Annotated in this window: 30 protein-coding genes; 10 read left to right on the top strand and 20 right to left on the bottom strand. The window is 68.5% G+C overall.

The genetic code is table 11. From position 1 onward, the window contains the following. The first annotated feature begins 430 nt into the window (after nt 1-430). The 8 genes from ACOADB_RS18595 (at nt 431) to tcmP (ending at nt 6,963) form a co-directional block, all read left to right on the top strand. Complete coding sequence (locus ACOADB_RS18595) at nt 431-886, top strand: hypothetical protein (RefSeq protein ID WP_378601748.1); 456 nt, start codon at nt 431-433, stop codon at nt 884-886. A 185-nt stretch (nt 887-1,071) separates the two neighbouring features. After that, nucleotides 1,072-1,488 (top strand): hypothetical protein, encoded by a 417-nt coding sequence (locus ACOADB_RS18590; RefSeq protein WP_378601745.1) that lies wholly within the window; start codon nt 1,072-1,074, stop codon nt 1,486-1,488. Between the two features lie 126 nt (nt 1,489-1,614). Beyond that, a complete protein-coding gene (locus ACOADB_RS18585) occupies nt 1,615-2,004 on the top strand; it encodes a single-stranded DNA-binding protein (RefSeq protein WP_378601742.1) in 390 nt (129 codons plus the stop codon). 16 nt (nt 2,005-2,020) lie between these two features. Continuing rightward, nucleotides 2,021-3,049, top strand: a complete 1,029-nt coding sequence (locus tag ACOADB_RS18580; RefSeq protein ID WP_378601739.1) for a DUF4192 domain-containing protein — start codon at nt 2,021-2,023, stop codon at nt 3,047-3,049. An 11-nt stretch (nt 3,050-3,060) separates the two neighbouring features. Then, on the top strand, nt 3,061-3,216 hold the full coding sequence (locus ACOADB_RS18575) for a hypothetical protein (RefSeq protein ID WP_214056134.1): 156 nt from the start codon (nt 3,061-3,063) through the stop codon (nt 3,214-3,216). A gap of 187 nt (nt 3,217-3,403) precedes the next feature. Next, nucleotides 3,404-4,612, top strand: a complete 1,209-nt coding sequence (locus ACOADB_RS18570; protein ID WP_378601735.1) for an adenine-specific methyltransferase EcoRI family protein — start codon at nt 3,404-3,406, stop codon at nt 4,610-4,612. Continuing rightward, nucleotides 4,612-5,784 carry an HNH endonuclease family protein gene (locus ACOADB_RS18565; RefSeq protein WP_378601732.1) on the top strand — a complete coding sequence of 391 codons (1,173 nt, stop codon included), beginning with the start codon at nt 4,612-4,614 and terminating at the stop codon, nt 5,782-5,784. Before ACOADB_RS18570 ends, ACOADB_RS18565 begins: the two co-directional genes overlap by 1 nt. A 27-nt stretch (nt 5,785-5,811) precedes the next feature. Beyond that, the gene (tcmP, locus tag ACOADB_RS18560; RefSeq protein WP_378601729.1) at nt 5,812-6,963 is read left to right on the top strand and encodes a three-Cys-motif partner protein TcmP; all 1,152 of its coding nucleotides are present in this window, start codon (nt 5,812-5,814) and stop codon (nt 6,961-6,963) included. On the opposite strand, the gene ACOADB_RS18555 is transcribed toward tcmP, so the two are convergent. The 3 genes from ACOADB_RS18555 to ACOADB_RS18545 are packed head-to-tail and all read right to left on the bottom strand — an operon-like array spanning nt 6,960 to nt 9,699. Then, nucleotides 6,960-7,712, bottom strand: a complete 753-nt coding sequence (locus tag ACOADB_RS18555; RefSeq protein WP_378601726.1) for a DUF5131 family protein — start codon at nt 7,710-7,712, stop codon at nt 6,960-6,962. The two genes, tcmP and ACOADB_RS18555, sit on opposite strands and share 4 nt — an antisense overlap. Before the next feature lie 12 nt (nt 7,713-7,724). Further along, nucleotides 7,725-9,344: a hypothetical protein gene (locus tag ACOADB_RS18550; protein ID WP_378601723.1), complete on the bottom strand. Its 1,620-nt coding sequence runs from the start codon at nt 9,342-9,344 to the stop codon at nt 7,725-7,727. Then, entirely contained in the window at nt 9,334-9,699 is a 366-nt protein-coding gene (locus ACOADB_RS18545; RefSeq protein WP_378601720.1) for a hypothetical protein, read from the bottom strand. The genes ACOADB_RS18550 and ACOADB_RS18545 overlap by 11 nt, the downstream gene beginning before the upstream one ends. Nucleotides 9,700-9,916: 217 nt before the next feature. Between ACOADB_RS18545 and ACOADB_RS18540 the strand changes: the two genes are divergently transcribed. Continuing rightward, nucleotides 9,917-10,786, top strand: coding sequence for a hypothetical protein (locus ACOADB_RS18540; protein WP_378601717.1), 870 nt, complete (start codon nt 9,917-9,919; stop codon nt 10,784-10,786). A 37-nt stretch (nt 10,787-10,823) separates the two neighbouring features. Here ACOADB_RS18540 and ACOADB_RS18535 read toward each other — a convergent pair whose 3' ends face one another. From ACOADB_RS18535 to ACOADB_RS18465, 15 genes are all read right to left on the bottom strand, one after another. Continuing rightward, a complete protein-coding gene (locus ACOADB_RS18535) occupies nt 10,824-11,000 on the bottom strand; it encodes a hypothetical protein (protein ID WP_378601714.1) in 177 nt (58 codons plus the stop codon). Between the two features lie 9 nt (nt 11,001-11,009). After that, nucleotides 11,010-11,240, bottom strand: coding sequence for a hypothetical protein (locus tag ACOADB_RS18530; RefSeq protein WP_378601712.1), 231 nt, complete (start codon nt 11,238-11,240; stop codon nt 11,010-11,012). 120 nt (nt 11,241-11,360) lie between these two features. Then, nucleotides 11,361-11,810: a hypothetical protein gene (locus ACOADB_RS18525; protein ID WP_378601709.1), complete on the bottom strand. Its 450-nt coding sequence runs from the start codon at nt 11,808-11,810 to the stop codon at nt 11,361-11,363. A gap of 262 nt (nt 11,811-12,072) precedes the next feature. Continuing rightward, entirely contained in the window at nt 12,073-12,357 is a 285-nt protein-coding gene (locus ACOADB_RS18520) for a thermonuclease family protein (protein ID WP_378601706.1), read from the bottom strand. Continuing rightward, nucleotides 12,354-13,286 (bottom strand): helix-turn-helix domain-containing protein, encoded by a 933-nt coding sequence (locus ACOADB_RS18515; protein ID WP_378601703.1) that lies wholly within the window; start codon nt 13,284-13,286, stop codon nt 12,354-12,356. The genes ACOADB_RS18520 and ACOADB_RS18515 overlap by 4 nt, the downstream gene beginning before the upstream one ends. Nucleotides 13,287-13,294: 8 nt before the next feature. Beyond that, complete coding sequence (locus ACOADB_RS18510) at nt 13,295-14,008, bottom strand: hypothetical protein (protein ID WP_378601700.1); 714 nt, start codon at nt 14,006-14,008, stop codon at nt 13,295-13,297. After that, nucleotides 14,005-14,169, bottom strand: coding sequence for a hypothetical protein (locus tag ACOADB_RS18505; protein WP_378601697.1), 165 nt, complete (start codon nt 14,167-14,169; stop codon nt 14,005-14,007). The genes ACOADB_RS18510 and ACOADB_RS18505 overlap by 4 nt, the downstream gene beginning before the upstream one ends. 110 nt (nt 14,170-14,279) lie before the next feature. Further along, a complete protein-coding gene (locus ACOADB_RS18500) occupies nt 14,280-14,687 on the bottom strand; it encodes a hypothetical protein (RefSeq protein WP_378601694.1) in 408 nt (135 codons plus the stop codon). A gap of 440 nt (nt 14,688-15,127) precedes the next feature. Beyond that, nucleotides 15,128-16,468, bottom strand: a complete 1,341-nt coding sequence (locus ACOADB_RS18495; RefSeq protein ID WP_378601691.1) for an ATP-binding protein — start codon at nt 16,466-16,468, stop codon at nt 15,128-15,130. Nucleotides 16,469-16,575: 107 nt separating this feature from the next. Then, a complete protein-coding gene (locus tag ACOADB_RS18490) occupies nt 16,576-16,890 on the bottom strand; it encodes a hypothetical protein (protein WP_378601688.1) in 315 nt (104 codons plus the stop codon). 368 nt (nt 16,891-17,258) lie between these two features. Beyond that, nucleotides 17,259-17,849, bottom strand: a complete 591-nt coding sequence (locus ACOADB_RS18485) for a hypothetical protein (RefSeq protein ID WP_378601682.1) — start codon at nt 17,847-17,849, stop codon at nt 17,259-17,261. Between the two features lie 243 nt (nt 17,850-18,092). Further along, the gene (locus ACOADB_RS18480; RefSeq protein WP_378601680.1) at nt 18,093-19,226 is read right to left on the bottom strand and encodes a site-specific integrase; all 1,134 of its coding nucleotides are present in this window, start codon (nt 19,224-19,226) and stop codon (nt 18,093-18,095) included. A gap of 159 nt (nt 19,227-19,385) precedes the next feature. Next, nucleotides 19,386-19,661 (bottom strand): helix-turn-helix transcriptional regulator, encoded by a 276-nt coding sequence (locus ACOADB_RS18475; protein WP_378601678.1) that lies wholly within the window; start codon nt 19,659-19,661, stop codon nt 19,386-19,388. A gap of 380 nt (nt 19,662-20,041) precedes the next feature. After that, a complete protein-coding gene (gene glnA, locus ACOADB_RS18470; protein WP_378601676.1) occupies nt 20,042-21,460 on the bottom strand; it encodes a type I glutamate--ammonia ligase in 1,419 nt (472 codons plus the stop codon). 186 nt (nt 21,461-21,646) lie between these two features. Next, nucleotides 21,647-23,827: a glutamine synthetase III gene (locus ACOADB_RS18465; RefSeq protein ID WP_378601674.1), complete on the bottom strand. Its 2,181-nt coding sequence runs from the start codon at nt 23,825-23,827 to the stop codon at nt 21,647-21,649. Nucleotides 23,828-23,968: 141 nt separating this feature from the next. Between ACOADB_RS18465 and ACOADB_RS18460 the strand changes: the two genes are divergently transcribed. Next, the gene (locus ACOADB_RS18460; RefSeq protein ID WP_378601672.1) at nt 23,969-24,364 is read left to right on the top strand and encodes an RDD family protein; all 396 of its coding nucleotides are present in this window, start codon (nt 23,969-23,971) and stop codon (nt 24,362-24,364) included. Between the two features lie 3 nt (nt 24,365-24,367). Here ACOADB_RS18460 and ACOADB_RS18455 read toward each other — a convergent pair whose 3' ends face one another. Together ACOADB_RS18455 and ACOADB_RS18450 are read right to left on the bottom strand one after the other, a co-directional pair. Further along, a complete protein-coding gene (locus ACOADB_RS18455; protein WP_378601670.1) occupies nt 24,368-24,862 on the bottom strand; it encodes a PKD domain-containing protein in 495 nt (164 codons plus the stop codon). 248 nt (nt 24,863-25,110) lie between these two features. Then, nucleotides 25,111-25,765 (bottom strand): DUF6318 family protein (locus ACOADB_RS18450; protein ID WP_378601668.1); only part of this gene is annotated, 655 nt, incomplete at its 5' end.

Here is a 25,765-nt window from a genome sequence, read left to right as displayed (position 1 = left end):
GCGTACGTTGGTGCCGATGATGATGTCGGCGGGGTCGAGGTACGCGAACTCCTCGACCTGGACCGCGTCGGTGGCCTCGTCGGCGGCGGTGTCGGCGGGGGTCTGGATGGTGTCGGTCATGCTGCTGTCCTCCGTGAGTAGAATAGAAAGAACTGACAGGACTAAGTCTCCCAGCGGCGGCCGACGCCTACCGGGGCACAGGGCGGACCTGTGGAAAGGTGGGCACCCGGTGAGGGTGGGGATAACCCCGGCCTCCCGGGCGCGGACTCCGCAGCGGCGGCGCGGCGCAGCTGCACCTCGTAGCTGGCTGGAACGAAAGGAATGGAGCGAGGGTGGGAACGGCTGCGCAGGGCCCCGACCGGGAATGCAGCGGCGTTGGTGTTAGCCGCTGCAGCTCGTCGCCGGCGGATGAGACCAGGGGAGTGATCAGGTGACGAGCCAGACCACCATCCCGGTCGGGATCTACTGGAAGCCCGGCGTGTGGGACCTCGCGCGATCGGCCTACATCGCCGACCTGGACACCGACGCCGACTCGCCCGGCTCGTTCGTCGGCTGGCTCGCCCAGGCGCTTGAGCTGCACGCCCGGCGCTCACCACAGCAGCGGGCCGAGCTCGCGGCCGCGGGCGAGAAGCATCCCGCCCTGGTCAGCGTGACCCGCAAGAGCTTCAACAAGAAGCACGACCTGCCGGCCTCGACCATCGAGGCGGTCGAAGACGCGCTCGTGGCCGACCGCCAGGAGCTCGGCCGGATGCTCGCCCGCTCCGCGTTCGCCCAGGAGGCCGTGATCGCCGCGGCCGAGGATGCCCGCCGCCGGCTGGGCCTCGAGCTGCCGCCGCCTCCGCAGAAGCTCAGCAACCGGCCGCCGCGACGCCGGCCGGCACGGTAGGTCAGCTGGCCGCCTGGCACGGGTCGTGTCGGTGCCTACGCCTGCGTGCTTCTAAGCGCCCCGATCCGGTACCCGAGAGCCGGTCGGGGCGCTTCTTTGCGCCCTTGATGATCGCCCCGGACCCCGTCGCGGACCTAGGTGACCGCGGGGCCGGCCTGCGTCCCGCCCGAACCGAGGAGGAACGCATGTCCAGATCACCCCACCGCGCTCGACGCGGCTCAACCCACCGAGCAGTCCTGGCCACCCTCGCCGCGGTCCTGGCGTCCGCACTGTGCCTGGCCGCCGCCTCGCCGGCGGCCGCAGCCGAGCCCGTCGAGGACATGGGCTGCCGGATGGTCATCTTGGCCTCCGACAGCGTCTTCGACACCTCCTACGCCCACGACGGCATGCGACACACCTTCCGCGGCTGCCTGGTCAAGCGCGGCTGGTCGACGAAGTCCTACCGCGCCCTCAAGAACCGGCAGTGGCGGCTGAACAACCACCTGGCCAGCTCGGAGTGCCGGGTCGGCGACTACCACCTCTCCGGCGTCCGGCGGACCACCTACAAGGGCACCCGCGTCGTCGTCTGCAAGTACCGCTTCGACTACCTCGTGCCCTGCTGAGCAACCCCACGCGAGCACGAGCGGATCCGAAACAAGTTCGGCCGATGTGATCGCTGCCGGACCCCGATGGGACCTAGGTGACTGCGGGACCGATCCGAACGTCTCGCAGTCACATAGGAGGAAGTCATGTCCACCACCGTCACCTTCGCCGGCAACCTGGCCGAGGCTCCCGAGCTGCTCTACACCCGCGAGAACAAGCCGTTCGTCAGCTGCCGGGTCCTGGTCAACCGGCGCGTGCAGAACGACGAGGGGGAGTGGGTCAACGACGAGCCCACTGCCCACAACGTCAAGATCTTCGGCTCGGCCGCCACGCACGTGCACGACAGCTGCGGATCCGGCGACCCGATCTTCGTCCACGGCCTCGAGCGCACCGAGAGCTGGCCGGACAAGGAGACCGGCGAGAAGCGCACCAAGGACGTCGTGGTCGTCGACAACCGCTTCGGCGAGGTCGGTGTCTCGCTCAAGTACGTCTCCGCGCGCATCGAGCGCGCCGCCCGCCCGGCCCAGGCCAGCTGACCGCGCGGAGGTTCCGATGGATCTCGTCGTACAGTCCCCGGACGAACTGCTGGCCGCAGTGCCGCACGTCCTCGGCTTCAAGCCCGAGGAGTCGATCGTCCTCGTGCCCTTCCGGCCCGGGCTCCCCATCACCCGCGTCGACCTGCCGAAGACGGCCGCCGACCGCGAGGAAGTGTGGGACGCCCTCAGCGGCCCCTACGGCCGCCACGCCCGCCCCGGAGCGCGCCTGGCGATCCTCTGCTTCACCGAGGACCGCCGCAGCGCCGAGCTCGCCAGCCAGCATCTGTCCAACCGCCTCGAGACCGTGGGCATCACGACCCACATCCGGCTGTGGGCTGACGGGGAGCGATGGCGTGAGTTCAACACCGGCCAGACCGGGCTGCAGAACCCGGCGACCGCCGAGCGGATCGCAGCCGCGACCGTGCTGACCGGCGCCGCCCAGCCGGCCGCCAGCCGGGCCTCGCTGGCCGCGTCCATGGTCGGGGACCGTCAGCCGATCGCCCAGCTGATCCCCGCGGGCCGGCCCGCGGCCGCGGACAGCACTCCCGCATTCGAGCGGGACTGGGCACTGGACCGGCTCGAGCAGTTCCACACGGACGGCAACCGGCTCTCAGACGTCGACGGCGCACGGATGCTGGTGGCCCTGGAGACGATCAGCACCCGCGACGCGCTGTGGGAGGACATGAGCCGGGAGAACCACACCTCCCACATGGCCCTCTGGAACGACCTCACCCGCCGCGCCCCCGACGAGGTCCGCGCCGCGCCGGCCTCCATGCTCGGCTTCGCCAGCTGGCTGCACGGCGACGGAGCCAAGGCCTGGTGCGCCCTCGACCAGGTGCCCGCCGACCGGCCCTACTCCATGGCCGCCATCGTCGCCTCGGCCCTGCAGAACGGCATCCACCCACGCGAGTGGGAGCGATACCAGACCCAGATGCGCGACATCGCCGCCGAGCTGGACGAGTCCTTCGTCCCCAAGCCACCCGGCCAGCAACGCGACATCCCGGGCACGCAGCCAGTCACCGACCGAATGGCCCCGGGCCGCTGAGGAGGACCGCGATGAATCACGACGACGACACCCCGGTGCAGCACAGCACCACCGAGCGGCAGCTGCGCCGCCTGGTCGTGCCCAAGCCCGCGGCCTACGCCCTCGACAAGCGCCTGGACGTCATCCACGAACCGGACCTCGAGCTGCTGTGGGGAGGCCAGGAATGAGCACCCGAGCGCCCTGAAGCCGAGCTCGAGCGGCTGAGGAAGGACTGATCGAGCTCGCCCGCCGCAGCGGCTCGGCCTACGCGGCCGTGTCGCCTCGTCCCGCGTACAACTGTCCCCGCGCGCCGATAGGATTCCCCGCAAGGCGCCCCACTCTCGGCGGTGCAACCGGGCTGAGGACAGGGGCACGATGACGACCACGCAGTCGGCGAACAGTCATCTTGGCGCGGCGAAGGCCGCGAAGAACGACGAGTTCTACACGCAGTGGGGCGACATCGAGCGGGAGATGAACGCCTACCTCGAGTACGACCCCGACGTCTTCCGCGACAAGGTGGTCCTGCTGCCGTGCGACGACCCGGAGTGGTCGAACTTCGCGAAGTTCTTCGCGCTGCACTTCATGGACTACGGCCTCAAGAAGCTGATCTCGACGTCGTACGCCCCCGACAGCAACCCGGCGCTGTTCTCGTACGAGCCCACGCTCTTCGAGATGGGCGACCCGAAGTTCGACGAGACGAAGACGCACGCAAACGGCAAGAAGTTCGTGCTCGAGCCGAAGGACATCAACGACGACGGCGTCGTCAACATCGAGGACCTCCAGTGGGAGTACCTGGAGGGCGACGGGGACTTCCGCAGCGAGGAGGTGACGGCGCTGCGCGACGAGGCCGACTTCGTCATCACGAATCCGCCTTTCAGCCTGTTCCGCCCGTTCATGACCTGGGTCGTCGGCGGCGGACGGAAGTTCTCCGTGATCGGCAACAACAACGCGATCACCTACAACGAGGTCTTCCCACACATCATGGCGAACGAGCTCTGGAAGGGCGCGACGGCCAACAGCACCGACATGGTGTTCGGCGTGCCGAAGGGCGCGAAGGTGTCGGACGCCGACCGGCTCAAGGCCGAGAAGCTGGGCTACCCCTCGGACGACGAGCGCGACTACACGCGGCTCGGGAACTCCTGCTGGTTCACCAACATCGACCACGGCCGCCGTCACGAGCCTGTGCAGCTGATGACCAAGGCGGACAACGTCAAGTTCAGCAAGCACAAGGAGGTTCGCGGGCGGGGCTACCCGACCTACGACAACTTCCCGGCGATCGAGGTGCCGTTCGTCGACGCGATCCCCAGCGATCACGACGGCCTGATGGGCGTCCCGATCACCTTCCTTGACAAGTACAACCCCGACCAGTTCGAGATCGTCGGGAGCAGCGAGGGCGACTTCGCCCCGACACGGACCTACGGACCGAAGGAGCGCGTCGTCGACGGGGTCCGGATGAAGTCGAACACCGGAACGCTCGGCTGCTTCGTCCGCACCGACTCGTTCGGCGAGGGGACGTACTTCGACGTGGGCTACCCGGTCAAGCGCATCTACAAGCGGCTGTTCATCCGGCGGAAGGACGGGTAGTGGAGACCACGCTCAAGGAGTACACCGTCGACGAGGTCCTCAAGGGCTTCGTCTACAACGAGCTCGAGGGCAAGGGTCTGTTCGGGCTCGACGGCAAGCTCGTCATCCAACCGGAGTTCCAGCGCAACTACATCTACAACGACGGCAAGCGCGACGTCGCCGTCATCGACTCGCTGCTCAAGGGCTACCCGCTCGGGCTGATCTACTTCAACGTCGATGACGACAACGACCAGCTCGAGGTCCTCGACGGACAGCAGCGAATCACCAGCATCGGGCGGTTCATCACGGGCAAATTCGCGATCCAGGTCGCGGGCAAGGAGCAGACGTTCTCCTCGCTGCCGCTCGAGGACCAGGCGCTACTGAGGAAGAGCCCGCTGCTGGTCTACGAGTGCCAGGGCACCGAGTCCGAGATCAAGGAGTGGTTCCAGACCATCAACATCGCCGGCGTCCCGCTGAACAAGCAGGAGCTGCTCAACGCGATCTACTCCGGGCCCTTCATCACCAAGACGAAGGCCGAGTACAGCAACTCGAACAACGCCAACATGCAGAAGTGGTCCTCGTACGTCAAGGGCGACCCCAAGCGGCAGGAGGTCCTCGCCGTCGCGCTGGACTGGGTCGCATCGTCCCAGGGCAAGAGCGTCGACGCCTACCTCGCGCAGCACCGCCACGACACTGACATCGCCCAGCTGAAGACCTACTTCACATCCGTGATCGACTGGGTCGGCAGCGTCTTCAACCGCCCGCCGGACAAGGAGATGCGGGGCCTCGAGTGGGGCCGGCTCTACGAGGAGCACCATTCGACGTCGTACAGCGCGGCCAAGATCGAAGACCGCGTGAACGAGCTGCGCGGCGACCCCGCGGTCACCAGCAGCAAGGGGATCTACGAGTTCCTGCTCGGCGGCGAGAAGCAGCCGCAGCTGCTGGCGATCCGGCTGTTCGACGACAAGGACAAGCGCGTCGCCTACGAGCAGCAGACCAAGAAGGCCAAGGCCGCCGGCGAGTCGAACTGCCCGCTGTGCGCAATCGGCGGGGACAACAACAAGGCGCGCATCTACAAGCAGAACGACATGGACGCCGACCACGTGACCGCCTGGTCCAAGGGCGGCTCGACGAGCCTGGCCAACCTGACAATGCTCTGCGTGACCCACAACCGCGCCAAGGGCAACCGGTAATCCGGTGGCAGGGAATCCGAGGTAGCGATGCCCACGGGGACAGACGGAGGGCTGCTCGACAGCCCCAAGCCGCAGTCGGTCTACAAGCACGGCATCCTCGAGCAGTACGTCATCCGGTTCGCGACGATGACGGCCAGCAAGCTGAACCCCAAGCGGGCGGTGCTCTTCGACGGATTCGCCGGGCGCGGGCGCTTCGACACCGGTGAAGCGGGCTCCGCCGAGCACATGATGATCGCCGCACAGAAGGTCAAGGCGACGACCCAGATCGATCTGCTCCTAGTGGAGAAGGCCCGCGAGGACTACGCGAGCCTGGACAAGGTCGCCGATGAGTACCGCGCCCGCGGCATCACCATCGCGAGCCACAACGGGGACTGCGGCAACCATCTCGACGACGCGCTGCAGCTCGCCGCCGGGGCGAGCCTGTTCGTCTTCCTCGACCCATGCGGTGCCGTGCTGCCGATGGACTCGATCGAGGGCGTCCTCCGCAAGCGCGGCGCGTGGCCGCGGACCGAGGTGCTGCTCAACTTCAGCGCCGACCTGATCCGGCGTGCCGGAGGCCAGCTGAAGAAGGGCCAGCTCGACCTCGGCGGCGTCGCCAAGGCGGACGCCGTGTGCGGCGGCGAGTGGTGGCGGGACGTCGCCCTCCAGGCACACAAGGCCTCTGGCGGACAGGATTGGGAGTCAGCGGCCGAAGCCGTCGCCATCGAATACGCCCGACGTCTCACCGACGGCACCAAGTACGGGTTCGTCGTCGCGCCGGTACGCCGGCAGGTCCACCACCAGCCCGTCTACTACCTGACGTTCCTCACCCAGGACCCCCACGGTTTCTGGGTGTTTGGCGTCGCCGCCGCCAAGGCACGCGAGAAGTGGATCGACTTCCTCGGCCCGGACCCGGACGAGCGCGAGGGCATGCTGTGGGACACCGTGGCCGACCAGCTCAAACGTGAGCACGTCAAGGCGATCGAGCACGTCACCGACAACCTACGCCGCCTGACCGCTGACGGGCAGCCGAAGGCGGTGGTCCAGCACGTCCAGGGGGTCTACGGCGACCTCTACGGCGAGGCCAAGGAAACCGCGTTCACAGCGGCGCTCCGCGCACTGGTGAAGTCGGGCGAGGTCGAGTTCGTGACAAAGGGCACGAAGCCCCACCAGCACGTCATCCGCAAGGCCGCGGGCTAGCCCAACGCTGCAGCCAGCTGCGGCATGTCGTCCCAGGTCCGCCCGTCGAGCTCGCGACCGTTCGCCTTCGGCGTCCGGCCGCCCCACTGCTTGAAGAAGAACGCCACGCCGGCCTCGACGCACTGGTCGCGGATGTCCTCTACCCACGCGGGGTCCATCGGGCGCGCACGGGGCCCGGACTCGCCGCCGGCGATGACCCAGTCGATGCCGTCGAGCTTCAGCCCGGGAAGCGCCGTCAGCAGCGGCTCACACGACAGGAACCGCGTCGCAGCAGGGACGGCTCGCAGATGGTCGATGCGGTCGACGACGTCGTACGACTCCACCGAGACGCCCATCCAGAGGTTCTCCGGCCATTCGAGCTTGTCGGCGATCCTCGCCGTGCGGTGCGCGCGCTTGGTCAGCACCTGGTAGGTGTGCTGCGGGGTCTCGCGGATCACGTCGAACACGTCGCGGATGAAGTCGAGCGGCACCTTGGCGTGGAACAGGTCGCTCATCGAGTTTACGAACACGACCTTCGGTGTGCGCCACCGGTACGGCTGGGTCAGGGCCCGTGGGTGGGCCGTCACCCCGAAGCCGGGCCCGGATGTCCTGGGGTCGCCGTCGTTCTGGTACTTCTCCGCGCCCATGGCCTTGAGGCGCTTCGCGAGCGCCAGCGCGTAGCAGTTGTCGCAGCCGGCCGCGACCCGGTCGCAGCCGGTGACGGGGTTCCAGGTGACCTCGGTCCATTCGATCGCGCTGTTCGTGGCCACGTCATCACCCTCTCATCTCGGTGAGCGTATCGGGAGCCGCTCGAGCCGCAGGGCCGAACCGCCGTACGACCCACCTGCCACTTCCGTCACAGCTTCCCGGTGCTCGTGGCGGTCATCATGCCGCCCTGCACCGACAGACCCCACACCTACGCTGGACCCCAGGAAGGAGCCGCCCCGTCTACCCGAACCGACAGGCGACGTTCCTCCCCCCAGACCGTGCAGCGCCGCGACCGCGGAAGCGGCGATCGCGGCAGCACTCGTGGCACTACTGGCTGCACGGATCGCCTCCGAGACTGGCGCCGGGACAGGGACCAGTCGTTTCGCGAGGATATCGGCGGGGGAGACCCAGACGACGTCGCGGCCGGAGGCCTGCGCCGTTGCCAGGCCGGCCTCGACGTCGTTGTGCGCACGGCGGGACAGGGCCCGGGCCGGCCCGATGAGGTCGGGTGCATTGGCCTTCTCGGCGACGACGACCGCGAGCTCGGAGCCGCCCTCGATCGCGCGCAGCGTTGCGGGCAAGGCTTGGGGGAGCGCTGGGCGTATGGCGATGACGTCTGGGGTAGCGAGGACGGTCTTGTCGTGGGTGATCTGGCGATACGCGGCGCGAACCTCCGCGGCCGCGCGAGCTAGCGGCTCCTCGAGGCGGGCTCCTGGGGGAGCGAGGTCGCCCCAGCGGCTCGCTAGATTGCTCCAGGACCGCCCTGCCTCGGCGATGGCGGGGATCAGGCGGTCGGAACACGCGAGCACACCGGCAGTTGCGGCGGCGTCGACGAGGACCATGCTCGCGCCGGCGATCAGCCCCTGGGTGCGGGTGATCAGCAGGATGTTGGACGGTTCGAGATCCCGGGCCAGCGCGCGATGGGTCTGGATGTCCCATTTGGCCAGTGCTTGCGCCAGCCGGCCGCGGTCGTCGAAGGGGCGCATTGCTTCGCCGGCGAGGGCTTGGGCGAACCGGTCGGTCAGGTAGCTGCGGGCGGTGTTCTCGCAGGCGGAGATCCGGTCGATCCAGACGCCGGTGGGGGCGATCGCGTAGGGGGAGTGGTGCTGTGCCAGGTGGATCCGTCGGCCGGCGCTGCGGGCGTCGTTGACGCGGTCGCGGCCGTGCTCGTGGAGCGCGACGTTGACGGCGTGGGCGGTGAGGTAGAGCCCGTGCATGATCCGGGTGCGTGCTGCCTCGAGGTCGCGGTGAGCGCCCGGTTGCTCGTGGCGGATCTCGGCGCCGTAGCGGCGGACCAGCGAGGCGGCGTTGAGGAATGTCTGGGTCATCTGGTCGATGCGGGGGCTGGTCGGGCCTTGCCCTGGCCAGGCCGTGCGGCCGGAGAGGCTGGTCTCGATGGTGGCGGCCTGGGCGGAGAGGCTGGTGATGGGCCGGTCGCGCTCGTCGAGGCCAGGTCGTCGACCGGGCAGGGATGCCCACAGGTCCTCGGCGGCTGCGACCATCGTCGGCCAGCTGCGCAGCAGCGTGCCGGCGGCGTCTCCGTCGACGTCCATCAGCAGTTGGCGCGCCAGGTAGTCGACGTCGAAGAGCATCTCGCCGACGCTGCGCACGTCGCGCGAGGTCATCGGGATCTGGTCGACGTCGAAGAGCGCATCGTCGATGTCGGCGTAGGCCAGCCGCAGGTCAGTAGCCAAGGCCGCGGGCTTCCCGGATGAGGTCGCACAGGTCGACGACCAGTTGGGACCCGTGCACCAGGTCGGGCCGGTGCAGCGGCAGGGGACGGGTCAGCTCCTCGGCCTCGGTGAGCAGCTGCAGCGGCGTGCGCTCCTCGAGCTCCGAGTCCTCGTCGACGTCGGGCAGTTCGTAGTCGTCGGGCAGCAGGGCGCTGGCCTGGGAGTGCGCGAGATAGACACCGAGGCCGAGGTCGTGCAGCGGCGAGTCGGCGGCCGCCCTGTCGGCGTCGCTCCACACCTGGTTGGCGGCTTGGTGCAGCAGGCGGGCGATCGAGCCGAGGCGGTCCCAAGTGGCGTCAGCGTTGAGGGTGTCCACGGGTGTTCCTTTCGGTCGGAGGTCGGTCTGGCCCATGAACCCACGTCCCGGTTGGTCCTCGCTCCGCGGAGCGGGGGGCTGTGGATAACTCGGGGTCGTGTCGGCGGCTGGGCACAAACTGGTCTCGTTCGCCTATGTCGTACGGCGGTCGCCGGACGATCACCGCGAGCAAAGTCAAGAGATTCGCACTAGTGCTGACGGATGAAGGAGGGTCGTGATGATGAGGTTCCCGATGACCGTGCTGAGGGTGGTGACGCTGGCGCCGGCGTTGCTGGTGAGCTTCGTCCTCACCGTGGTGGTGTGCGCACTGCTCCCGCCGGCCCTTGGCCTGGTGGCGTTCCTGGCGGCAGCCGGCCTGCTCGTTGCGCTGGCGATCGGCCAGCTCGAGGTGCCGGCGATCGCGGCACTGACCAGGTCGCGTCCGGCGACCGCAGCTGAGCGTCAGGTGATGACGCCCGTGCTCACCGAGCTGGGCGGCCGCGGCGTCGACGTCGACACCCTGTTCGTACGCCGGCACCAGGGTCCGAGCACCCCGGTGGCTGTGGCGATCGCGGATCGCGCCGTCGTGGTCAGCCCCGGACTGGTCGACGCCACGTACCGGGGAGGAGTGACCGCTGCGGAGGCGGCCGCCGCGATGGCTCATGCCGTCGGCCGGCGGCGGGCGATCCGGCCGCGGCTGGAGCTCGCCGTGCTGGCGGCGACGGCGCCGTGGCGGCTGGTGGTCGCGACATTCCGTGGCGTGGGCCGGTCCTTCGCCTGGCTTCCGTTCGTGCGGCTGGCGTGGACGCTGCGGGGTGTCGTCGGAGTGATCTGCATCGTGCAGTCGGTTGCTGAGGGCCGGGCCGCTCCGGGCATCCTGGGCGGCGCGGTGATCGCCCTGACCTACCTGGTGCCGGCGGCCGGCCGGCGGATCGAGGCCCACTCGGAGGCCGCGGCCGACCAGCTGGTCGTCTCCCTCGGCCTGGGCTCCGTGCTGGCCGGCCTGCTCCGGCGTCACGGGCATCCGATGACGCTCGAGCGGCTGCAGCGCCTGGAGACTGCCGTCGAGCAGCAGCCGCGGCCGCGGCTGCACCTGGTGCACGGCTGAGGCTGCTTCTTGGGCGCTGCAGTCGGAGCGCGTGGGGCTACTCGTCTTCCTGGAAGCCGGACGTGGAGTGGTGCACGCAGCCGCGGCCGTTGCCCTCGTGCGGCTTGTGGTTCATGCACGGCAGCGACCCCAGCTTGTGAGAGCAGTCGACCCAGCGGACCGTCGTGCGGCCTGGGATGCGGCTGGTGTTCGATGATGCGAGTGCGGTAGCCATCGCGACCTCCTAGCGTCGCGGGCCGCGGCGGCGGCCGAGCTGGGGCCGCTGGTAGGCGGCCGTGTCGGTATGGTCGTGCTGGCGGCCGGATCGGTGGACCTGCGCGATCTCGGCGTCGGGGGAGGGGCCGGTGTCGGCGGCCGCAGCCTGAGCGGCGGCCTCCTCGGTGGCCCGGATCTCCTCAGCGCGCTGACGGGCCTCTTCCTCAAGCGCGGCTTCCTCGCGAGCGGCTTCACTCATGTGAACTCCCATGGATCCCGTGGACCGGCACCGGCTGCGCCAGTCCTCCTTGGTCTCCTATGTGCGGACCAGGGGCGGGAGCGATCACTTCGGCTGATCCGTGTTCGGCCTCAGGTGCTCTCAGGCCGGCTGCGCCAGCAGCGTGGCTCCGAGCAGTTGTGCGGTGTGCTCGAGGAAGGCCGAGGATCCGTTCGCGCCCGGCCTGTCGCAGCACGGGTGGGTGTCGAAGCCCTCGTCGACGACGATGCGGTGCAGCTGGCCACCGCAGGCACGACATCGCCGGCCGGCGTGGGTGGGGCACTGGTCGACCGCCACGGCGCAGGGCAGGCACGCCGCGGGCGTCGGTGGGCTCACCTGGTGGTCGCGGTCCCAGTTGCGGCGCTGGCCCAGCAGCGCGGCGGTCTGTTGCCACAGGAGTCGCTCGAGGTGCGGCGGCGCTGCTCGGCCCAGTGCCTGGTCGACCGCGGCTCTGAGCACCTTCTCACCGCACTCGAGGATGCGTTCGTCGATCCCGCGGGCGTAGCACCAGCGGGCCAGTGTCTTCGCGTTCGCAGCCAGCTGCTCGTCCATGATCCGTTCGCCCCTGGCCTGTCAGCAGATGCCCCACAGGCCGCGGTCAGCGCCCTGGGCATCGTCGACGGCCGCGGACAACGACTTCTCGCGGGCGAGCGTCCGGTCGGGCTTCGTAGCGGCGTGCGGCGCCGCTGGCCAGGAGCTCGCGGGCTACGTCGACGTCGTCGTGGTCGACGTAGCGGAGCAGCCGGTCGTAGCGGTCGCGGTTGGGCTAGGCGGTGTCGGTGACCAGCTCGACGGTGCTGCCGACCGGCGCGAGTTACTCGAGCAAACCGGTGGCGTCCGCGGCGTAGCACTCGGCCGGCTCCGGCGGGTGGGCGACTTCGGGGGCGTCGATGCCGAGCAGCCGGACTCGGCCGTGCTGGCGGCCGCCGGAGGTCTCGACGCGGATGGTGTCGCCGTCGACGACCGCGGTCACGCGCACCTGGCTGGTCTTGCCCTCGGCTGGTTCGGGGCCGGTCTGGGCTGCAGGCAGGGCGGCCTTGATCCCGCCGGCGGTCAGCGCGAGGATCGCGGCCGCGGCCAGGCCGATCAGGGCCTTCACCGGGCGACCCTCAGCTGCGGACGCTCGCCGGCACCAGGGATCGCACGCTGCTGCTCGCGCAGCCCGGGGGAGCGGTAGCCGCTCTCGGGGACCTGCTCGTCGCCGTCGAGCCGACCGGCGCCTGCCGGCTGCTCGGGGAGATCCGCGGCGATCTTCGCGGCCAGGTCCCGCAGCGGCGGGGTCTTCTCGGTGCGCCGGGTCGCCTGCAGCACCGTGGTGTGGTCGCGGTCGAAGTGCCGGGCGATCGTGGGCAGGCTGTGGCCGTGCAGTCGGGCGGCGGTCATGGCCACCGCTCGGGCGTCCGCGGACACCCGGCTCCGGTCGGCACCCAGGAGGACCTCGGGTGTGGTGTTGAAGGCCGCGGCGGCCGCCACCACGGGGTGCTCGACAGGGCCATCGGGCTCGAACGTCGAGGCCGTCGGCTGCTGGTGGAGGTTGACGACGTTCTCCTCGGCACGGTGGAGACGGGCGGTGTAGCGGCTGTTGACGTGCTCGCTCACCCGGGCCGCTGCGTCGGCCAGCCGGGGCCGCTCGGCGGTGCGGCGGACCGCATGGATCACCGAGCAATGGTCCTTGTTGAAGTGCTCGGCGATCGCCGGCAGGGACAGGCCGGTCTCGCGGGCGGCGGTCATCGCCACCGCGCGGGCATCGCTGACCGGTCGGCTGCGCTCGGCGCTGAGGATCGCCTCCGGTGTGGTGCCGAACATCGGCGCCGCGGCGTTGATGGCCAGCTCGCACACCGCCGCGGGGCCGGTTGCCGAGGAGGCCGGCACGCTCTGGTCGACCTGGACGGCCAGCACCACCACCAGCGATCGCAGCTGCTCGGCATCGAGCGGTGCGACCAGGTCGGCCACTTGGTCGTGCTGCCCGCGGCCGGCCGCGTCGAGGATGAGGCCCGCCAACTGGCGGCCGCCCTGGTCGAGGTCCATCGCTCCCCCTACCGACCCGGGGACCTGGGCGCCGGGGACGAGGCGCTCGGGATCGGGTCCCGGCTCTGCTCGGCCATCCGCCGGCGGGCGTTGTCGGTGATCTCGCTGGCGATCCCGGCCGACTCCCGGGCGCTGGCCGCTGCATGGTCGACGACATTGCCGAGCAGGCGCACGTCCTCGTCGGCGCGGCCGAGCTCCTTGCCGGCGGTCGCAATGCTGCGCTCCAGGCTGACCGGCTCCAGCAGGCCCATGGCAGTCACGTCCCGGCTGGCCTGCTGCGCAGTCTCAACGTGCTGGGCAGCCAGCTGGGCCACCGGCTTGGCCAAGGCGACCATCTCGCCGACGACCGCGATGCGCGGCTTGAGCTGCGCGACCTCGCTGGCAATGACCGGATCGGAGGTGTCAGCCAGGTCGAGGAGGGTGCGGGCATCGGTGACGGACTGCGAGGCGCGGTTGAGGTGCACCAACAGGTCGTGAGTGAGCTCAGGCATGTCGTTGCACCGCGTGCGCAACCGTCCCAAGTGCTCGCCGGCGGCCTCGAGGTAGAAGGAGCCGCGCTCGGACAGCTTGGCCTTGGCCGAGTCGAGCTCGGCGTCGTCGAGCACGCGGAGCGCGGAGGCGATCGTCTCCTGGAGCTCCTCCACGACCCAGCAGGCCCGGCTCACGGCCTGCTCCGCCTCGAACACGGCGTCGGCGGCGCTCAGGGTCGTGTCGGTGGTCATGCCGACTCACCACCTCCGATTTCGGGCGGGGGAGCGGTGGGAGGCGGCAGAACCTCGCGGAGTCGATCGAGCGCAGCCAGGGCCTGCTCGAGGTGGGCGCGGGCCTCGTGAACCGGGTCACGGTCGGCCGCGGCGGACGGGGAATCGGTGGGCGTGCTCACGGACAGCTCCTTGGTGGACCGGGGTCATCTCTCAGTCACCAAAGGAAGGTCGACCCGCCGGGGCGATCACCCGACGCAAAGAAATCCCGCGGATGCTCAGCGCGGCCGCGTCAGGGCTGGTCCCAGGGCATCGACTCCTGGCCGTCGTCGACGCCCTGACTGATGACGTGCGCGGTGGCGTTCCGCGCGGCGTTGAGGTGCTTGTGGAGGTCGACCGCGAGACCGCGGGCCTCCTCGAGGTGGAGGCGGGCGACGTCGACTGCCATCGCCGGGTCCGACTCGTCGGTCATCGCATCCATGCTGAGCGCCTGGTGAGCCAGGGCCTGCTCAAGCGTGCTGGAAAGCTGCGAGAAGGCCTGGGGGAGTGCGGCCGCGAGGTCGGCGAACTCCGCCAGCTGGTCCGAGGCCTCGGCCGGGATCTGGTCGCGCTCCCACATCGTGGCGCGGTTGAAGCCGTAGACGTGCTCGCGGGCCGCCGTCGCGTGTCCGCCTGCTTCGAGCTGGTCGTTGTCGTCCACCAGGTGCCTTCCTGCCGAGAGGTAGGACTTGAGTCTCGCGGATCTCACCGGCCGGCGATCGCCGCCGGCGTCGAGCCTGTGGACAACGGGGAAGGGGCGCGCGCTGCCTGCGGGGCGGGAGACTTGAGCAGCCATGGACGACTAAGCGGCCTTGATCGCGCGGCGCGTCGGGATGTCCGCCGCGGCGTGGTTCAGCGCCCCAGGATGTCGAGGCCTATCGTCGTCTCGCCGCGGCGGTCAGCGAGTGGAGCGCCTACTGCGCCCCGACGATGGAGACACTGACGGCAGACGACTCCGAGTTGCTCGGCGAGCTGGCCGACGTCGCGCCGCCGCAGCCCCTTTCCGCGCTGCTGCCCGACGTGACAGGGCCCATGCGGTCCGTGTTCGGCCCGCTCCAGGCTGTGTTGCCACCACGGTTGTTTCTGAGTGCGCGTCGCCACTCAGGAACGCGGCCGTCCAGATCCGCCGCTGGGCGGTGGCAACTGGCGGGTTTCGTTCTGCTCGCTTCGGCGCAGCATGTCCGGGCCCGCGTGTGCTGCTGAGGGATCCAGCCCGGCGTTCGCGATCATCTTCTGCAGGCTCAGCAGTTCGGTCGTTGCCTCGGGCCGCGTGCGTTCGTAGTGGCTCAGAACGTAGCGGTTGAAGAGCGGGACCGCCATCGCCAGTTGGCCGCGCTTGGGTGCGTAGACGTCGCCTTCCTCGATGAGCTCCTCACGGAGCCAGGACAGCTCTTGCTGGGAGCGACCGAGGGTCTTGGCGATCGCGGCTGTCGTGGCGCGCCCGCCGTGCAGAGCGAGGGCGGCAAGGAACTCCATCTGTCGATCGCTGATTCGGTCCCAGCGGGGGCCAAGGGTGCGGCGCTCGAGCATGTCGGCGATCTGGGGGAGTGCGGCTTCGACGTCGCCGAGGGTGATCTGGTCGGGCCCGGGCGCGGATGTCCAGATGGCGTGGGCGAACAGCTGCAGGTGGGCCGGGTAGCCGTTGCTGGCCTCGACCACGGCTGCCGCCGCCTCGGGGGTCCACGCGACACCGGCCTGGCGTGCTGGCTCCACCACGGCGTAGCGGGCGTCATCGGGTTCGAGGGTGAGGGGGATGGGCTCCAGCACGAAGAGGCGGTCAGGATGGGTCACGCCAGCCTTGCGGAGCGCATCGGGAGTGAAGGGCAGTCCGGTGCCGGCGAAGAGGACCGGCGCGGAGGGGCGGTCGACGTTGAGTCGGTGCAGCGTCGCCGCGAGCAGGGCGAGGTCGGGCCCAGAGGCGACCTGGAGCTCATCAACGGTGATCAGCAGGCCGCCGCTGTGGGCGTCCTTGCGGACTTCGGCCGCCAGCGTGGCCAGGGCGTCAGCGAGCGTTCCTGCGTCCAAGCCTGGTGCTGCGGCGTCGGATTGGCGAGTGGAGATCCCGGCACCGATGCCCGCGATGCTGAGGTTGACCCCACCGATCCGCTCGAAGGCTTTGCGGGCGCGCTGCCATGGGCCGGCCTCCTCGGCCATGCGGGTGCGAGCGCGCTGGAGCAGCGCCTCTACCAGACCAGCGTGACCCGACACAGCCTGGAGGTTGACCACCTCGAAGCCTTGCTCCTTGGCCAGGTCCGCGAACGCGCTCACCGTGACGGTCTTCCCCACGCCGCGCGGGCCAGCAAGGATCATGTCCTGGGCACGGACGCGGCCGCCAGTGACAATGTCGTTGAGCACCAAGTGCCAGTCACGGAGAAGGCCGTCGCGTCCTGCCAGGACGGGCGGGTTGTGGCCAGCACCGGGCGTGTACGGGCTCTGATCCACCAGCGCCACCCTTCCTAGACTCACCTAGATTTAGAGAGTTTTCTAGGTCAGTCTAGGTGGCAGTCGGGTCACTCGGCGGGAGGAGCTCCGCGTGTGTGACCGGCGTGTCAACGGCCGATCCGGGGTGGCGGGGGAAGATCGCCGCCGGCAGTGGACCGGTCGGCGCCGAGGCGTCGACGGGCTGCATGGTCGGGACTCTCGGGGGCTGCGCCGGCCTCGCCGGCGACGAGGGATTCGCCGAGCTTGTCCGCAAGCTCGGCGATATCGGCCGACAGGACCTGTTCGAGGATGTCGGCGATGCTGGCGGTGGAGCCGTCGCAGTGGTCGACCAGATCTGCGGCGAGGCGATCGAGGGCGCGGTCGCCCTGCTGGGTGAAGGTGACAATGCCGGGGCCCGGCTGCTCCGCGGGTGAAGTGCTCATTGGTCCTCCTCTGTTTGGTCACCTAGGTGATCCCGGACCTTGGGAGCGATCAGCTGTGTGAGGGCTTTCGCCAGATCGGCGGCGCGGCAGGCGAGCCGACCGGTCCGCCGCCGTCGTGCCGCAGAACGCGGAGCGCACCGGCGGAGAGGCCCGGGCGGCATCGGATCCGCTGCTAGTTGCGCTCGACTCGCAGAGCGATGATTCGCCACCCGTCACGAACGCGGCGTCGGGCGGCCGCGAGCGCCCGCTCGTAGTCGGAGTCCTCGACGGTCAAACTCGTCTCGGCCGAGGGTGTAGCCGCCCGCGGTGGTCGGGCGGGATCTCCTGCACCGTGGCGTACAGGGTGAGGACTCGTGCTTCGGTCTCGGTCACGCGTTCGACTCCTGCCCAGCCATGGTGCGCATCAGGCGAACGTCGCGGCGGAATGCTGATGGGATCCCAGCGCTCTCCTCCGGATCAACCTGGTAGCCGATCAGGCCATCCTCCACCAGGTCCGCGGCGGTCTCCAGGATGCGCGCCACGCGCAGGAGTAGTGCCGGGGGCATCTGGACCGACGGCTCGTCATAGAAGCCGGTGGTGGCCACCTGATCGTGGACCAGCAGGCCGAGATAGCTCTGCGCGTGTGCGATCTGAGCCACCCGATCGCGGGTGTGCTCAAGATCGTCGCGCTCGACGAGGAGGATGCGGACAACCTCGCCCAACCCCGCGAAGACCCTCCCGGCGAACCTCACGGGAACCGCGGCGGTCCGCGGTGCGCTCATCAGGTCCGCACCCGGTGTCTCTTCGACGAAGCCGAAGACGATCTCCCTGGCCATGCCGGCGAGGGCGTCGTCGGTGAGGTACCGGCGGGCGGTGGTGTCTGTGACGCGCATCTGCTCGGCGACGAACTGAACCCGTTCGTCGAGCAACTCGCCGGCAGCGGAGCGGGACATCGTCATGCCGAGGTCGGAGACGGCCACCAGGAGGTCGTCGATGCGCTTGTCGCGCCAGGATCGTGCAGCCACCCGATCAGCCGGCCGCAGTGGAGTAGGGGTCTGGCGTAGTCATCACCGGGATTCTGCCATCCAGGTGCGAAGGGGCGTCAGCGCCGATCGCGACGGGCGTGGGAGCTGGTCACGTTGTCGGACCGTAGGGCGGGAGCGACGGTGACGGACAGTGGGCCGGCGGCTCCAAGACAAGCCGTTGGTTCGGGTTGGCGCCTGCTAGCCGCGAGAGGGTTGCTCGAGTTCTCTGTCGACCCTTTCTCCCACGTGGCGCCCGGCTGCAAAGGCCGCATCCACTGCTGCCCGGGTTCGCTCCGTGCTGCTGGGCATGAGATGGGTATAGGTGCGCAGGGTGAAGCCGGGGTCGCTGTGGCCGAGGTACTCGGACACAGCGCGAATCGATTCGCCGGCGTCTAGGAGCACGGAGGCGTACCAGTGGCGTAGGGCGTGCATGCCGTTGTCACGCGATTGCTCGATGCCCACATGGGCTTGGCCGGGCTTCCAGAGCCGTGTGTTGAAGTAGTTGCGGTTGAGTGCAGAACGCTCGCGTGTGGTGAGTATGAGTCCTGCGCTCGATTTCGTGTTCGCCTGGGGTGTTCCCCACAGCAGCGTGACGCTACGTCGCGGGTAGTTGGCGAGGTGGCTGCTGAGTTCCGTTGCGACGCTCTCGGGCAGGGGGACGGTGCGGGTCTTATCGCCCTTCGGCAGGCCAAAGACGAGGCGGTTTCCTCCGAACACCTTGACTTGTCGCCTGACTTCGACGACCCCGCGGAGGAAGTCGATGTCCTCGACCGCGAGCCCGAATACCTCGCCTTGGCGTAGTCCCAGCCCCGAACCTAACGTGACTGCGATCCTGTATTGGGGCGGGAGTGCGTCGTGCATGGAGGAGACCCATTCGGACGGCCAAGGCACCACCTTGCGGCGCGACGTTGCGGGCCTTGTCACTGAACTGGCCTTGCACGGATTCTTGGCAATCATGTCGTCGTCGACCGCAGCCGAGAAGATGGCAGACACGTTGGAGAAGATGACGCGCCGGTAGGTCTCGGCCATCTCCATCGATCGCAGGAGCTTCTGAATCGTCGACGGCTTGATCTGTCGCAGTTCGAGGTGTCCCAGCGTCGGGAACACGTGGAGCCTGAGGCGCAACTCAGTCGCCTCATAGGTCAGTGGACTGAAGGTCCGGCTGTCGAGCCACTCCTCGGCATAGGCCCGAAACGAGATCCTGCCGGCGTCGACATCAAGGTAGGTTCCACGGAGCTTGTCCGCCTCAACGGTGTTGCGGAACGCGACCGCCTCGGCTTTGCGTCTGAAGGTCTTCCGGCGCTGCCGCCCCTCGGGATCTCGATAGTTCACAACGTAACGAGGGCTCCCGTCGTCCGCTGGCCTACCGGGACTAATGCTGGCCATGGCTGTCCTTGGCAGAGTCCGACGGGGTGACCAGCATTGCTGACGAGCATCTGCGGCCTGATGGCGCTGGAACCGATTCCGCCTGAGGCTGATGGCCTCTCGGTATCACTGATTCTCCTCGAGTTGCACCGTCCAGTTGATCACGGTTGCTGCCCGCCAGCGCAGGTGCTTTCCGACACGGAAGCCGGTGGGGCCGTAGCTCGTCGTCCGCCAGGAGTAGATGGTTTGCTTGGTCACGCCAAGGTAGGACGCGACATCGTCGATGTCCCACAGCTCTTGGGCGTCGACCAGCCTGGGTGGCCGGCTGCCGCGGCCTCCGCGCCGCCGCGGCCCAAAGACTCCCGGTTCCATAGCCGGCACGTTCGAGTTCGTTGCCATCATCAAGCCCCTCCTCGCGGCGTTGACGGACAGTTGGTCTACGGGCACCTATGTCCGACGGCGGCATGGGAGCGATCACGTCGGTGGAAATGATGTGGCACCAAGATGGCTCGGGCATCGCGGCGGTGGTCGCCGAACTGTGCGATGCCAGGCTGGTGGTTCGGGCAACCGACGCGGGCCGAGACCTACCCGGGGAGGCCTCTGAGGACCGTGTGGCAGGGGATGGCGCTACCCAAATTTGTACCGGATTTGTAACAGACGAGCGGCTACCAACAGCAAACGCCGCCGAACGACCAAAAGGTCGCTCGGCGGCGTTTGCGCAGGTCAGCGGCTGTTCTTTGCGGTCGTTCGGCGTTGCTGAATAACCGCAGCCGGAGGCCCGGTTAGATGTCGTAATACAGCTCGAACTCGTGCGGGTGCGGCCGCAGCTGCACGGGAGCGATCTCGTGGACCCGCTTGTAGTCCACCCACGTCTCGATCAGGTCGGGCGTGAACACGTCGCCGACCGTCAGGTAGTCGTGGTCGGCCTCGAGGGCGTCGAGCACGGCACCGAGCGAGGTCGGGACCTGGGCGATCTCGGCCATCTCGTCCGGCGGAAGCTCGTAGATGTCCTTGTCGATCGGGGCGGCAGGCTCGATCTTGTTCTGGATGCCGTCGAGGCCGGCGAGCATCAGCGCCGAGAACGCGAGGTACGGGTTCGCCGACGGGTCGGGGAACCGGGTCTCGATGCGCTTGGCCTTCGGGTTGGTGCCCGTGATCGGGATCCGGACCGACGCCGAACGGTTGCGCGAGGAGTAGACCAGCGAGATCGGGGCCTCGTAGCCCGGCACCAGGCGGTGGTAGGAGTTCACCGTCGGGTTGGTGAACGCCAGCAGCGACGGGGCGTGCTTGAGGATGCCGCCGATGTACCAGCGCGCCATGTCGGAAAGGCCGCCGTACCCGGTCTCGTCGTAGAACAACGGCGAGCCGTCTTTCCACAGCGACTGGTGGACGTGCATGCCCGAGCCGTTGTCACCGAAGATCGGCTTCGGCATGAACGTGACGGACTTGTTGTTCTCCCACGCGGTGTTCTTGATGATGTACTTGAACTTCATGACATCGTCCGCGGCCTTGAGCAGCGTGTCGAAGCGGTAGTTGATCTCCGCCTGACCGGCCGTGCCGACCTCGTGGTGGGCGCGCTCGACCTGCAGGCCGGAGGCCTCGAGGTTGAGGACCATCTCGTCACGCAGGTCGGTGTAGTGGTCGTACGGCGCCACGGGGAAGTAGCCGCCCTTGAGGCGGGTCTTGTACCCGAGGTTGTCGCCCTCCTTGCCCGAGTTCCACCAGCCCTCGACCGAGTCGATGTGGTAGTAGCTCTCGTTCACACCGGTCGAGTAACGGACGTTGTCGAAGATGTAGAACTCGGCCTCGGGGGCGAAGAACGCAGTGTCGGCGATGCCGGTGCTCGCCAGGTAGGCAAGCGCCTTCTTCGCGATGTTGCGCGGGTCGCGGGAGTACGGCTCACCCGTGATCGGGTCGTGGATGAAGAAGTTGACGACCAGCGTCTTCGACTTGCGGAACGGGTCGATGTAGGCGGTCGTCGGGTCCGGGAACAGTGCCATGTCGGACTCGTTGATGGCCTGGAAGCCACGGATCGAGGAGCCGTCGAAGCCGAGGCCGTCATCGAAGACGGACTGGTCGAACGACGAGACCGGCACCGTGAAGTGCTGCATGATGCCCGGCAAGTCGCAGAAGCGGACGTCGACCTGCTCGACGGATTCATCCTTGATGAACTTGAGCAGGTCTTCGCTGTTGTTGAACATTCGTTCCTCCTCGGCTGTGGCGGAGCCCCCAGCCATCGGTCAGTCAGTTCGATCTCCCCGGCAACCTACCGAATGGCTCCTTGCGCACGCATCACCCCCAACGTTTCGTCCATGTAAACAAAACCGGGAACGCGAACTGCCCCCGTCCCCGGGAGGGGACGAGGGCAGTTCGTTGACCGCAGGGAATCAGCGGATGAAGAGCATCTCCTGGTACGTCGGCAGCGACCACAGGTCGTCAGCGACGACGGCCTCGAGCGCGTCGGCCGCCTCGCGGACCTTCAGCATGGCCGGGAGGATCGCGTCGCGGTGGTACGTCGCCTCCTCGATGCCCTCGCTGGCGTGCGCGCCGGCCTGGGCAGCCTGGAGCTCGGCGATGCCAGCGCGGAGCGCGGCGATGAGCTCGGAGACGGCGAGCAGGTCGGTCGTGTCGGCGTCGACGCCGGCAGCCTTGAGCGCGGCGACGTTGCCCGCGAGCTCGGTCTGGTAGCGAACCGCGGCCGGGAGGATCGTCGTCTTGGCGATCTCCTCGGTCAGGTTGGCCTCGACGTTGACGACCATGACGTACTGCTCGACACCGACCTCGAAGCGCGACTCGAGCTCGGCCTCGTTGAGGACTGCGTACTTCGTGAAGAGCTCACGGGCCTCGGCGGTGAGGTACTCGGGCAGGGCGTCGACCGTCGTACGCAGGTTCTTCAGGCCACGCTGGGCCGCCTCGGCGTGCCACTCCTCGGAGTAGCCGTTGCCGTTGAACACGACCGCGCCGTGGTCCTCGATGATCTTCTTCAGCAGCGCCTGGACGGCGTCGTTGAACTCGGTGCCGGCGGCAACCGCGGTCTCGAGCTCGGTCGCGCAGAAGTCGAGCGCCTCGGCCATGATCGTGTTGATCACGGTCATCGGGGCAGCCACCGTCTGGTTGGAGCCGGCCGCGCGGAACTCGAACCGGTTGCCGGTGAAGGCGAACGGCGAGGTCCGGTTGCGGTCGCCCGGGTCCTTGGTCAGGTCGGGGAGCGCGTCGACGCCCACGGACAGGACGCCCTTCTGCTTCGAGGACGTGGCGCCGCCACCCTTGGCGATCTGGTCGAACACGTCGGCCAGCTGGTCGCCGAGGAAGATCGAGATGATCGCCGGCGGGGCCTCGTTGGCGCCCAGGCGGTGGTCGTTGCCGGCCGAGGCGATCGACAGGCGCAGCAGGCCGCCGTACAGGTGGACCGCGCGGATGATCGCGGCGCAGAACACCAGGAACTGGGCGTTGTCGTGCGGGTTGTCGCCGGGGCTGAGGAAGTTGCCCTGGTTGCCGTTGCCGAAGGAGAAGTTGACGTGCTTGCCCGAACCGTTGACGCCGGCGAACGGCTTCTCGTGGAACAGGCACTCGAAGCCGTGCTGCTTGGCGATCGAGCGGAACGTCGACATCAGCAGCTGCTGGTGGTCGGAGGCCAGGTTGGCGCGCTCGAAGACCGGGGCGATCTCGAACTGGCCGGGCGCGACCTCGTTGTGACGGGTCTTGGCCGGGACGCCGAGCTTGAACAGCGCGCGCTCGGTGTCGTGCATGAAGCCGAGGACGCGCTCCGGGATGGCACCGAAGTAGTGGTCGTCGAACTCCTGGCCCTTCGGCGGCTTGGCGCCGAACAGGGTGCGGCCTGCGTTGAGCAGGTCGGGGCGCGAGTTCACGAACGACGTGTCGACCAGGAAGTACTCCTGCTCGGGGCCACAGAAGGACACGACGTTGTCGATGTCCTTGTGGCCGAACAGGCCCAGGACGCGTCGGGCCTGGGCGGACATGGCCGCCTCGGCGCGCAGCAGCGGGGTCTTGTGGTCGAGCGCCTCGCCGGTCATCGAGACGAAGATCGTCGGGATGCACAGGGTGTTGCCGTTGGGGTTCTCGAGGATGTACGCGGGGGACTGGACGTCCCAGCCGGTGTAGCCACGGGCCTCGAACGTGGCCCGGATGCCACCGTTGGGGAACGACGACGCGTCGGGCTCGCCCTGGACCAGCGTCTTGCCGGAGAACTCCCACACGGCCGTGCCGTCGCCGACCGGCTCCATGAACGAGTCGTGCTTCTCGGCGGTCAGGCCGGTCAGCGGGTAGAAGACGTGCGCGTAGTGCGTCACACCCTTCTCCATCGCCCAGTCCTTCATCGCCTTGGCGATGATGTCGGCGAGGGCGGGGTCCAGGCGGTCACCGTTCTGGATGGTCGCGGACACGGCGCGGTACACCGACTTGGGGAGGCGCTTCTGCATCACCGAGAGGCCGAAGACGTTCTCCCCGAAGACCGCACCGGTCTCCTCGGCGACGTCGAAGAACGCCGTCGGGGTCTCGTTGGCCTCGATCTCACGGATCGCACCCAGGCGGGTCGGGTTCGCAGTCATGACACACAGTCCCTTCGCATTGGCGGCGCAATGCCGCCCGATCATCGAAGTCCTCACAGTAGGTAACGCGCGTTACACGAGAACGCCCTTGTGTTACGGGGGTGTTACAGAGTGTGTGACCTGCACCGCTAGCGTTGAGCCATGTTCGAGACCGCCTCCTGGGGCCGCCGCATCCTCGCCCTGCTCGTGGACTGGATGCTGTGCACGCTGGTCGTGATCGCCATCTTCGGCCTCGACGAGTACACCGAACCCGGCTCGATCGCCTCGGTCCTGGTCCTGGCAGTGTACGTCGTCGAGACCGCCCTGACGACCTGGCTGGCCGGCGGTTCCATCGGCAAGCTGCTGACCGGGCTGTGCGTCGTACCGGCGGACGGGCACCTGCGAAAGCTCAACCCGCTCAAGGCCTTCGGGCGTCAGGTGCTCGTGGCCCTGGTGATCCCGCCACTGGTCTTCCGCTCCGACGGTCGCGGCCTGCACGACCTGTTCGCGGGTACGTCGACGGTCACCTTCGCGACGCTGCGGTCGCTGACCAAGTAGCGCTCAGTACCCGACGAGCTTGGGCTGGGCCTCGATGGCGCGCAAGGCCTGACCAGCGCCGTTGATGGTGACCGTGCCCGGGATCTGTCGCCACGGCCCGCCGCCGACGCGGAAGCGCCCGGTGAAGACGGTGTCCAGGCTCGGTCGATAGGTACCCGTCCGCAGGTAGTTGTGGGTGACCGTGAGGTCCGGGTACGGCGCCCCGGGCTCGGACGTCGTCAATGACTGGCCGTCGCCGAAGATCCAGTGGAACTCGGCCGGTGTCGCCTCGAGGGTGACCTGCTGACCGAGGAGCGTGACCGTGCGGCTGATCGGCCGGGTGCTGGTCGTGTAGAAGTTCGTGTCGAAGTTGACCAGGGTCAGGCCGTCCGGCGGCTGGATCACGAGCTTGGCCGCGGGGAGCTTGAGCTCCGCGAACGCGGTGCGGACGATGCTGACGGTGAGGACCGCAGGATCTTCATCAGCTCCGCCGCAGAAGGTGGCACTCGATGTGCCCAAGATCGAGTCTGAGAGACCGTCTCGGCTGACACAGGTCTGTGGTTCCCGAAGGATCACCGGTCCCGGCATCGAGACGTGATGTTCATGCTTCTGGTCGCTCCGACGATCGGTGGTCCGCTCGACCGATCGCGCTATGAATCCCTTGGAGGTACTTGAACCTGATGTGTCCGTTGTCGGTGGCGCCGTTGGATCTGTAGCCGGAGCGAGGGCCAGTGCGATGAGCGTCGACATTGTGACCAGGCAGCTCATCACTTGATCTCCAGCACGTCGAGGCGCCAGCGGTCGCCGTCCACCCATAGGAGGAAGGACGTGAAATGGTCGGTACCTGCATCGACCTCCTCCTTCGCGCCGTCGGATGTGACGATCGTCTGAGGCTCGTGAGACACGTCCTGCTCGACCCTGAACCCGAATCCTGAGCCGGACTTGGAGTTCAGTTCTGCCACCTCAGTGATCCGCGGTGTGTTGCGCCCTCCTGTGATGGTTCCTCCGGACTCGTAGTGAGTTTGAAGGTCACTGGCGATTCCACTACATGTGTCACAGGTCGCCGCCGAAAGACTCCCCAGCGTTTTCACGTCTCCAGTGACCTGGGCGTAGTTGATCAGGTCCCAGTAGTAGGTGATGAACGCCCGGGCCCCGGCCTCGGTCGCCTTGGTGGCGGCCGCGGGCAGCACCGGCTCGACCGGCTTCTCGGTCGGTGGCGTCGTACTCGGCTCCGACGAGGAGCTGGACGGCTGGGCGGTGGGTGACGGGTCGGCGGGGTCGCTGCCGCCGTCACAGCTGGACAGGGCGAGCACGGCCACGAGTGCGGTGGCAGCAGCGCGGAGTGGGCGCAAGGGGTCCTCCCGAGAGTGCTGCGCCCGGACCAGGGCGCGGAGCGACGGTATCCCGACGTGGGGGAGCGTC

Source organism: Nocardioides sp. CPCC 206348 (genome assembly GCF_048654705.1).
In the GTDB taxonomy this organism is placed as follows: domain Bacteria; phylum Actinomycetota; class Actinomycetes; order Propionibacteriales; family Nocardioidaceae; genus Nocardioides.
The sequence above is the reverse complement of the archived record's forward strand: the minus strand, read 5'-3'. Positions and strand labels throughout refer to the sequence as shown.

Coding starts and splice junctions, on each gene's coding strand:
- ACOADB_RS18590 (WP_378601745.1), top strand. CDS start 1,072: ATGTCCAGATCACCCCACCGCGCTCGACGCGGCTCAACCCACCGAGCA.
- ACOADB_RS18585 (WP_378601742.1), top strand. CDS start 1,615: ATGTCCACCACCGTCACCTTCGCCGGCAACCTGGCCGAGGCTCCCGAG.
- ACOADB_RS18580 (WP_378601739.1), top strand. CDS start 2,021: ATGGATCTCGTCGTACAGTCCCCGGACGAACTGCTGGCCGCAGTGCCG.
- ACOADB_RS18575 (WP_214056134.1), top strand. CDS start 3,061: ATGAATCACGACGACGACACCCCGGTGCAGCACAGCACCACCGAGCGG.
- ACOADB_RS18570 (WP_378601735.1), top strand. CDS start 3,404: ATGACGACCACGCAGTCGGCGAACAGTCATCTTGGCGCGGCGAAGGCC.
- tcmP (WP_378601729.1), top strand. CDS start 5,812: ATGCCCACGGGGACAGACGGAGGGCTGCTCGACAGCCCCAAGCCGCAG.
- ACOADB_RS18540 (WP_378601717.1), top strand. CDS start 9,917: ATGATGAGGTTCCCGATGACCGTGCTGAGGGTGGTGACGCTGGCGCCG.
- ACOADB_RS18535 (WP_378601714.1), bottom strand. CDS start 11,000: ATGGCTACCGCACTCGCATCATCGAACACCAGCCGCATCCCAGGCCGC.
- ACOADB_RS18530 (WP_378601712.1), bottom strand. CDS start 11,240: ATGAGTGAAGCCGCTCGCGAGGAAGCCGCGCTTGAGGAAGAGGCCCGT.
- ACOADB_RS18525 (WP_378601709.1), bottom strand. CDS start 11,810: ATGGACGAGCAGCTGGCTGCGAACGCGAAGACACTGGCCCGCTGGTGC.
- ACOADB_RS18515 (WP_378601703.1), bottom strand. CDS start 13,286: ATGGACCTCGACCAGGGCGGCCGCCAGTTGGCGGGCCTCATCCTCGAC.
- ACOADB_RS18510 (WP_378601700.1), bottom strand. CDS start 14,008: ATGACCACCGACACGACCCTGAGCGCCGCCGACGCCGTGTTCGAGGCG.
- ACOADB_RS18490 (WP_378601688.1), bottom strand. CDS start 16,890: ATGAGCACTTCACCCGCGGAGCAGCCGGGCCCCGGCATTGTCACCTTC.
- ACOADB_RS18475 (WP_378601678.1), bottom strand. CDS start 19,661: ATGATGGCAACGAACTCGAACGTGCCGGCTATGGAACCGGGAGTCTTT.
- glnA (WP_378601676.1), bottom strand. CDS start 21,460: ATGTTCAACAACAGCGAAGACCTGCTCAAGTTCATCAAGGATGAATCC.
- ACOADB_RS18465 (WP_378601674.1), bottom strand. CDS start 23,827: ATGACTGCGAACCCGACCCGCCTGGGTGCGATCCGTGAGATCGAGGCC.
- ACOADB_RS18460 (WP_378601672.1), top strand. CDS start 23,969: ATGTTCGAGACCGCCTCCTGGGGCCGCCGCATCCTCGCCCTGCTCGTG.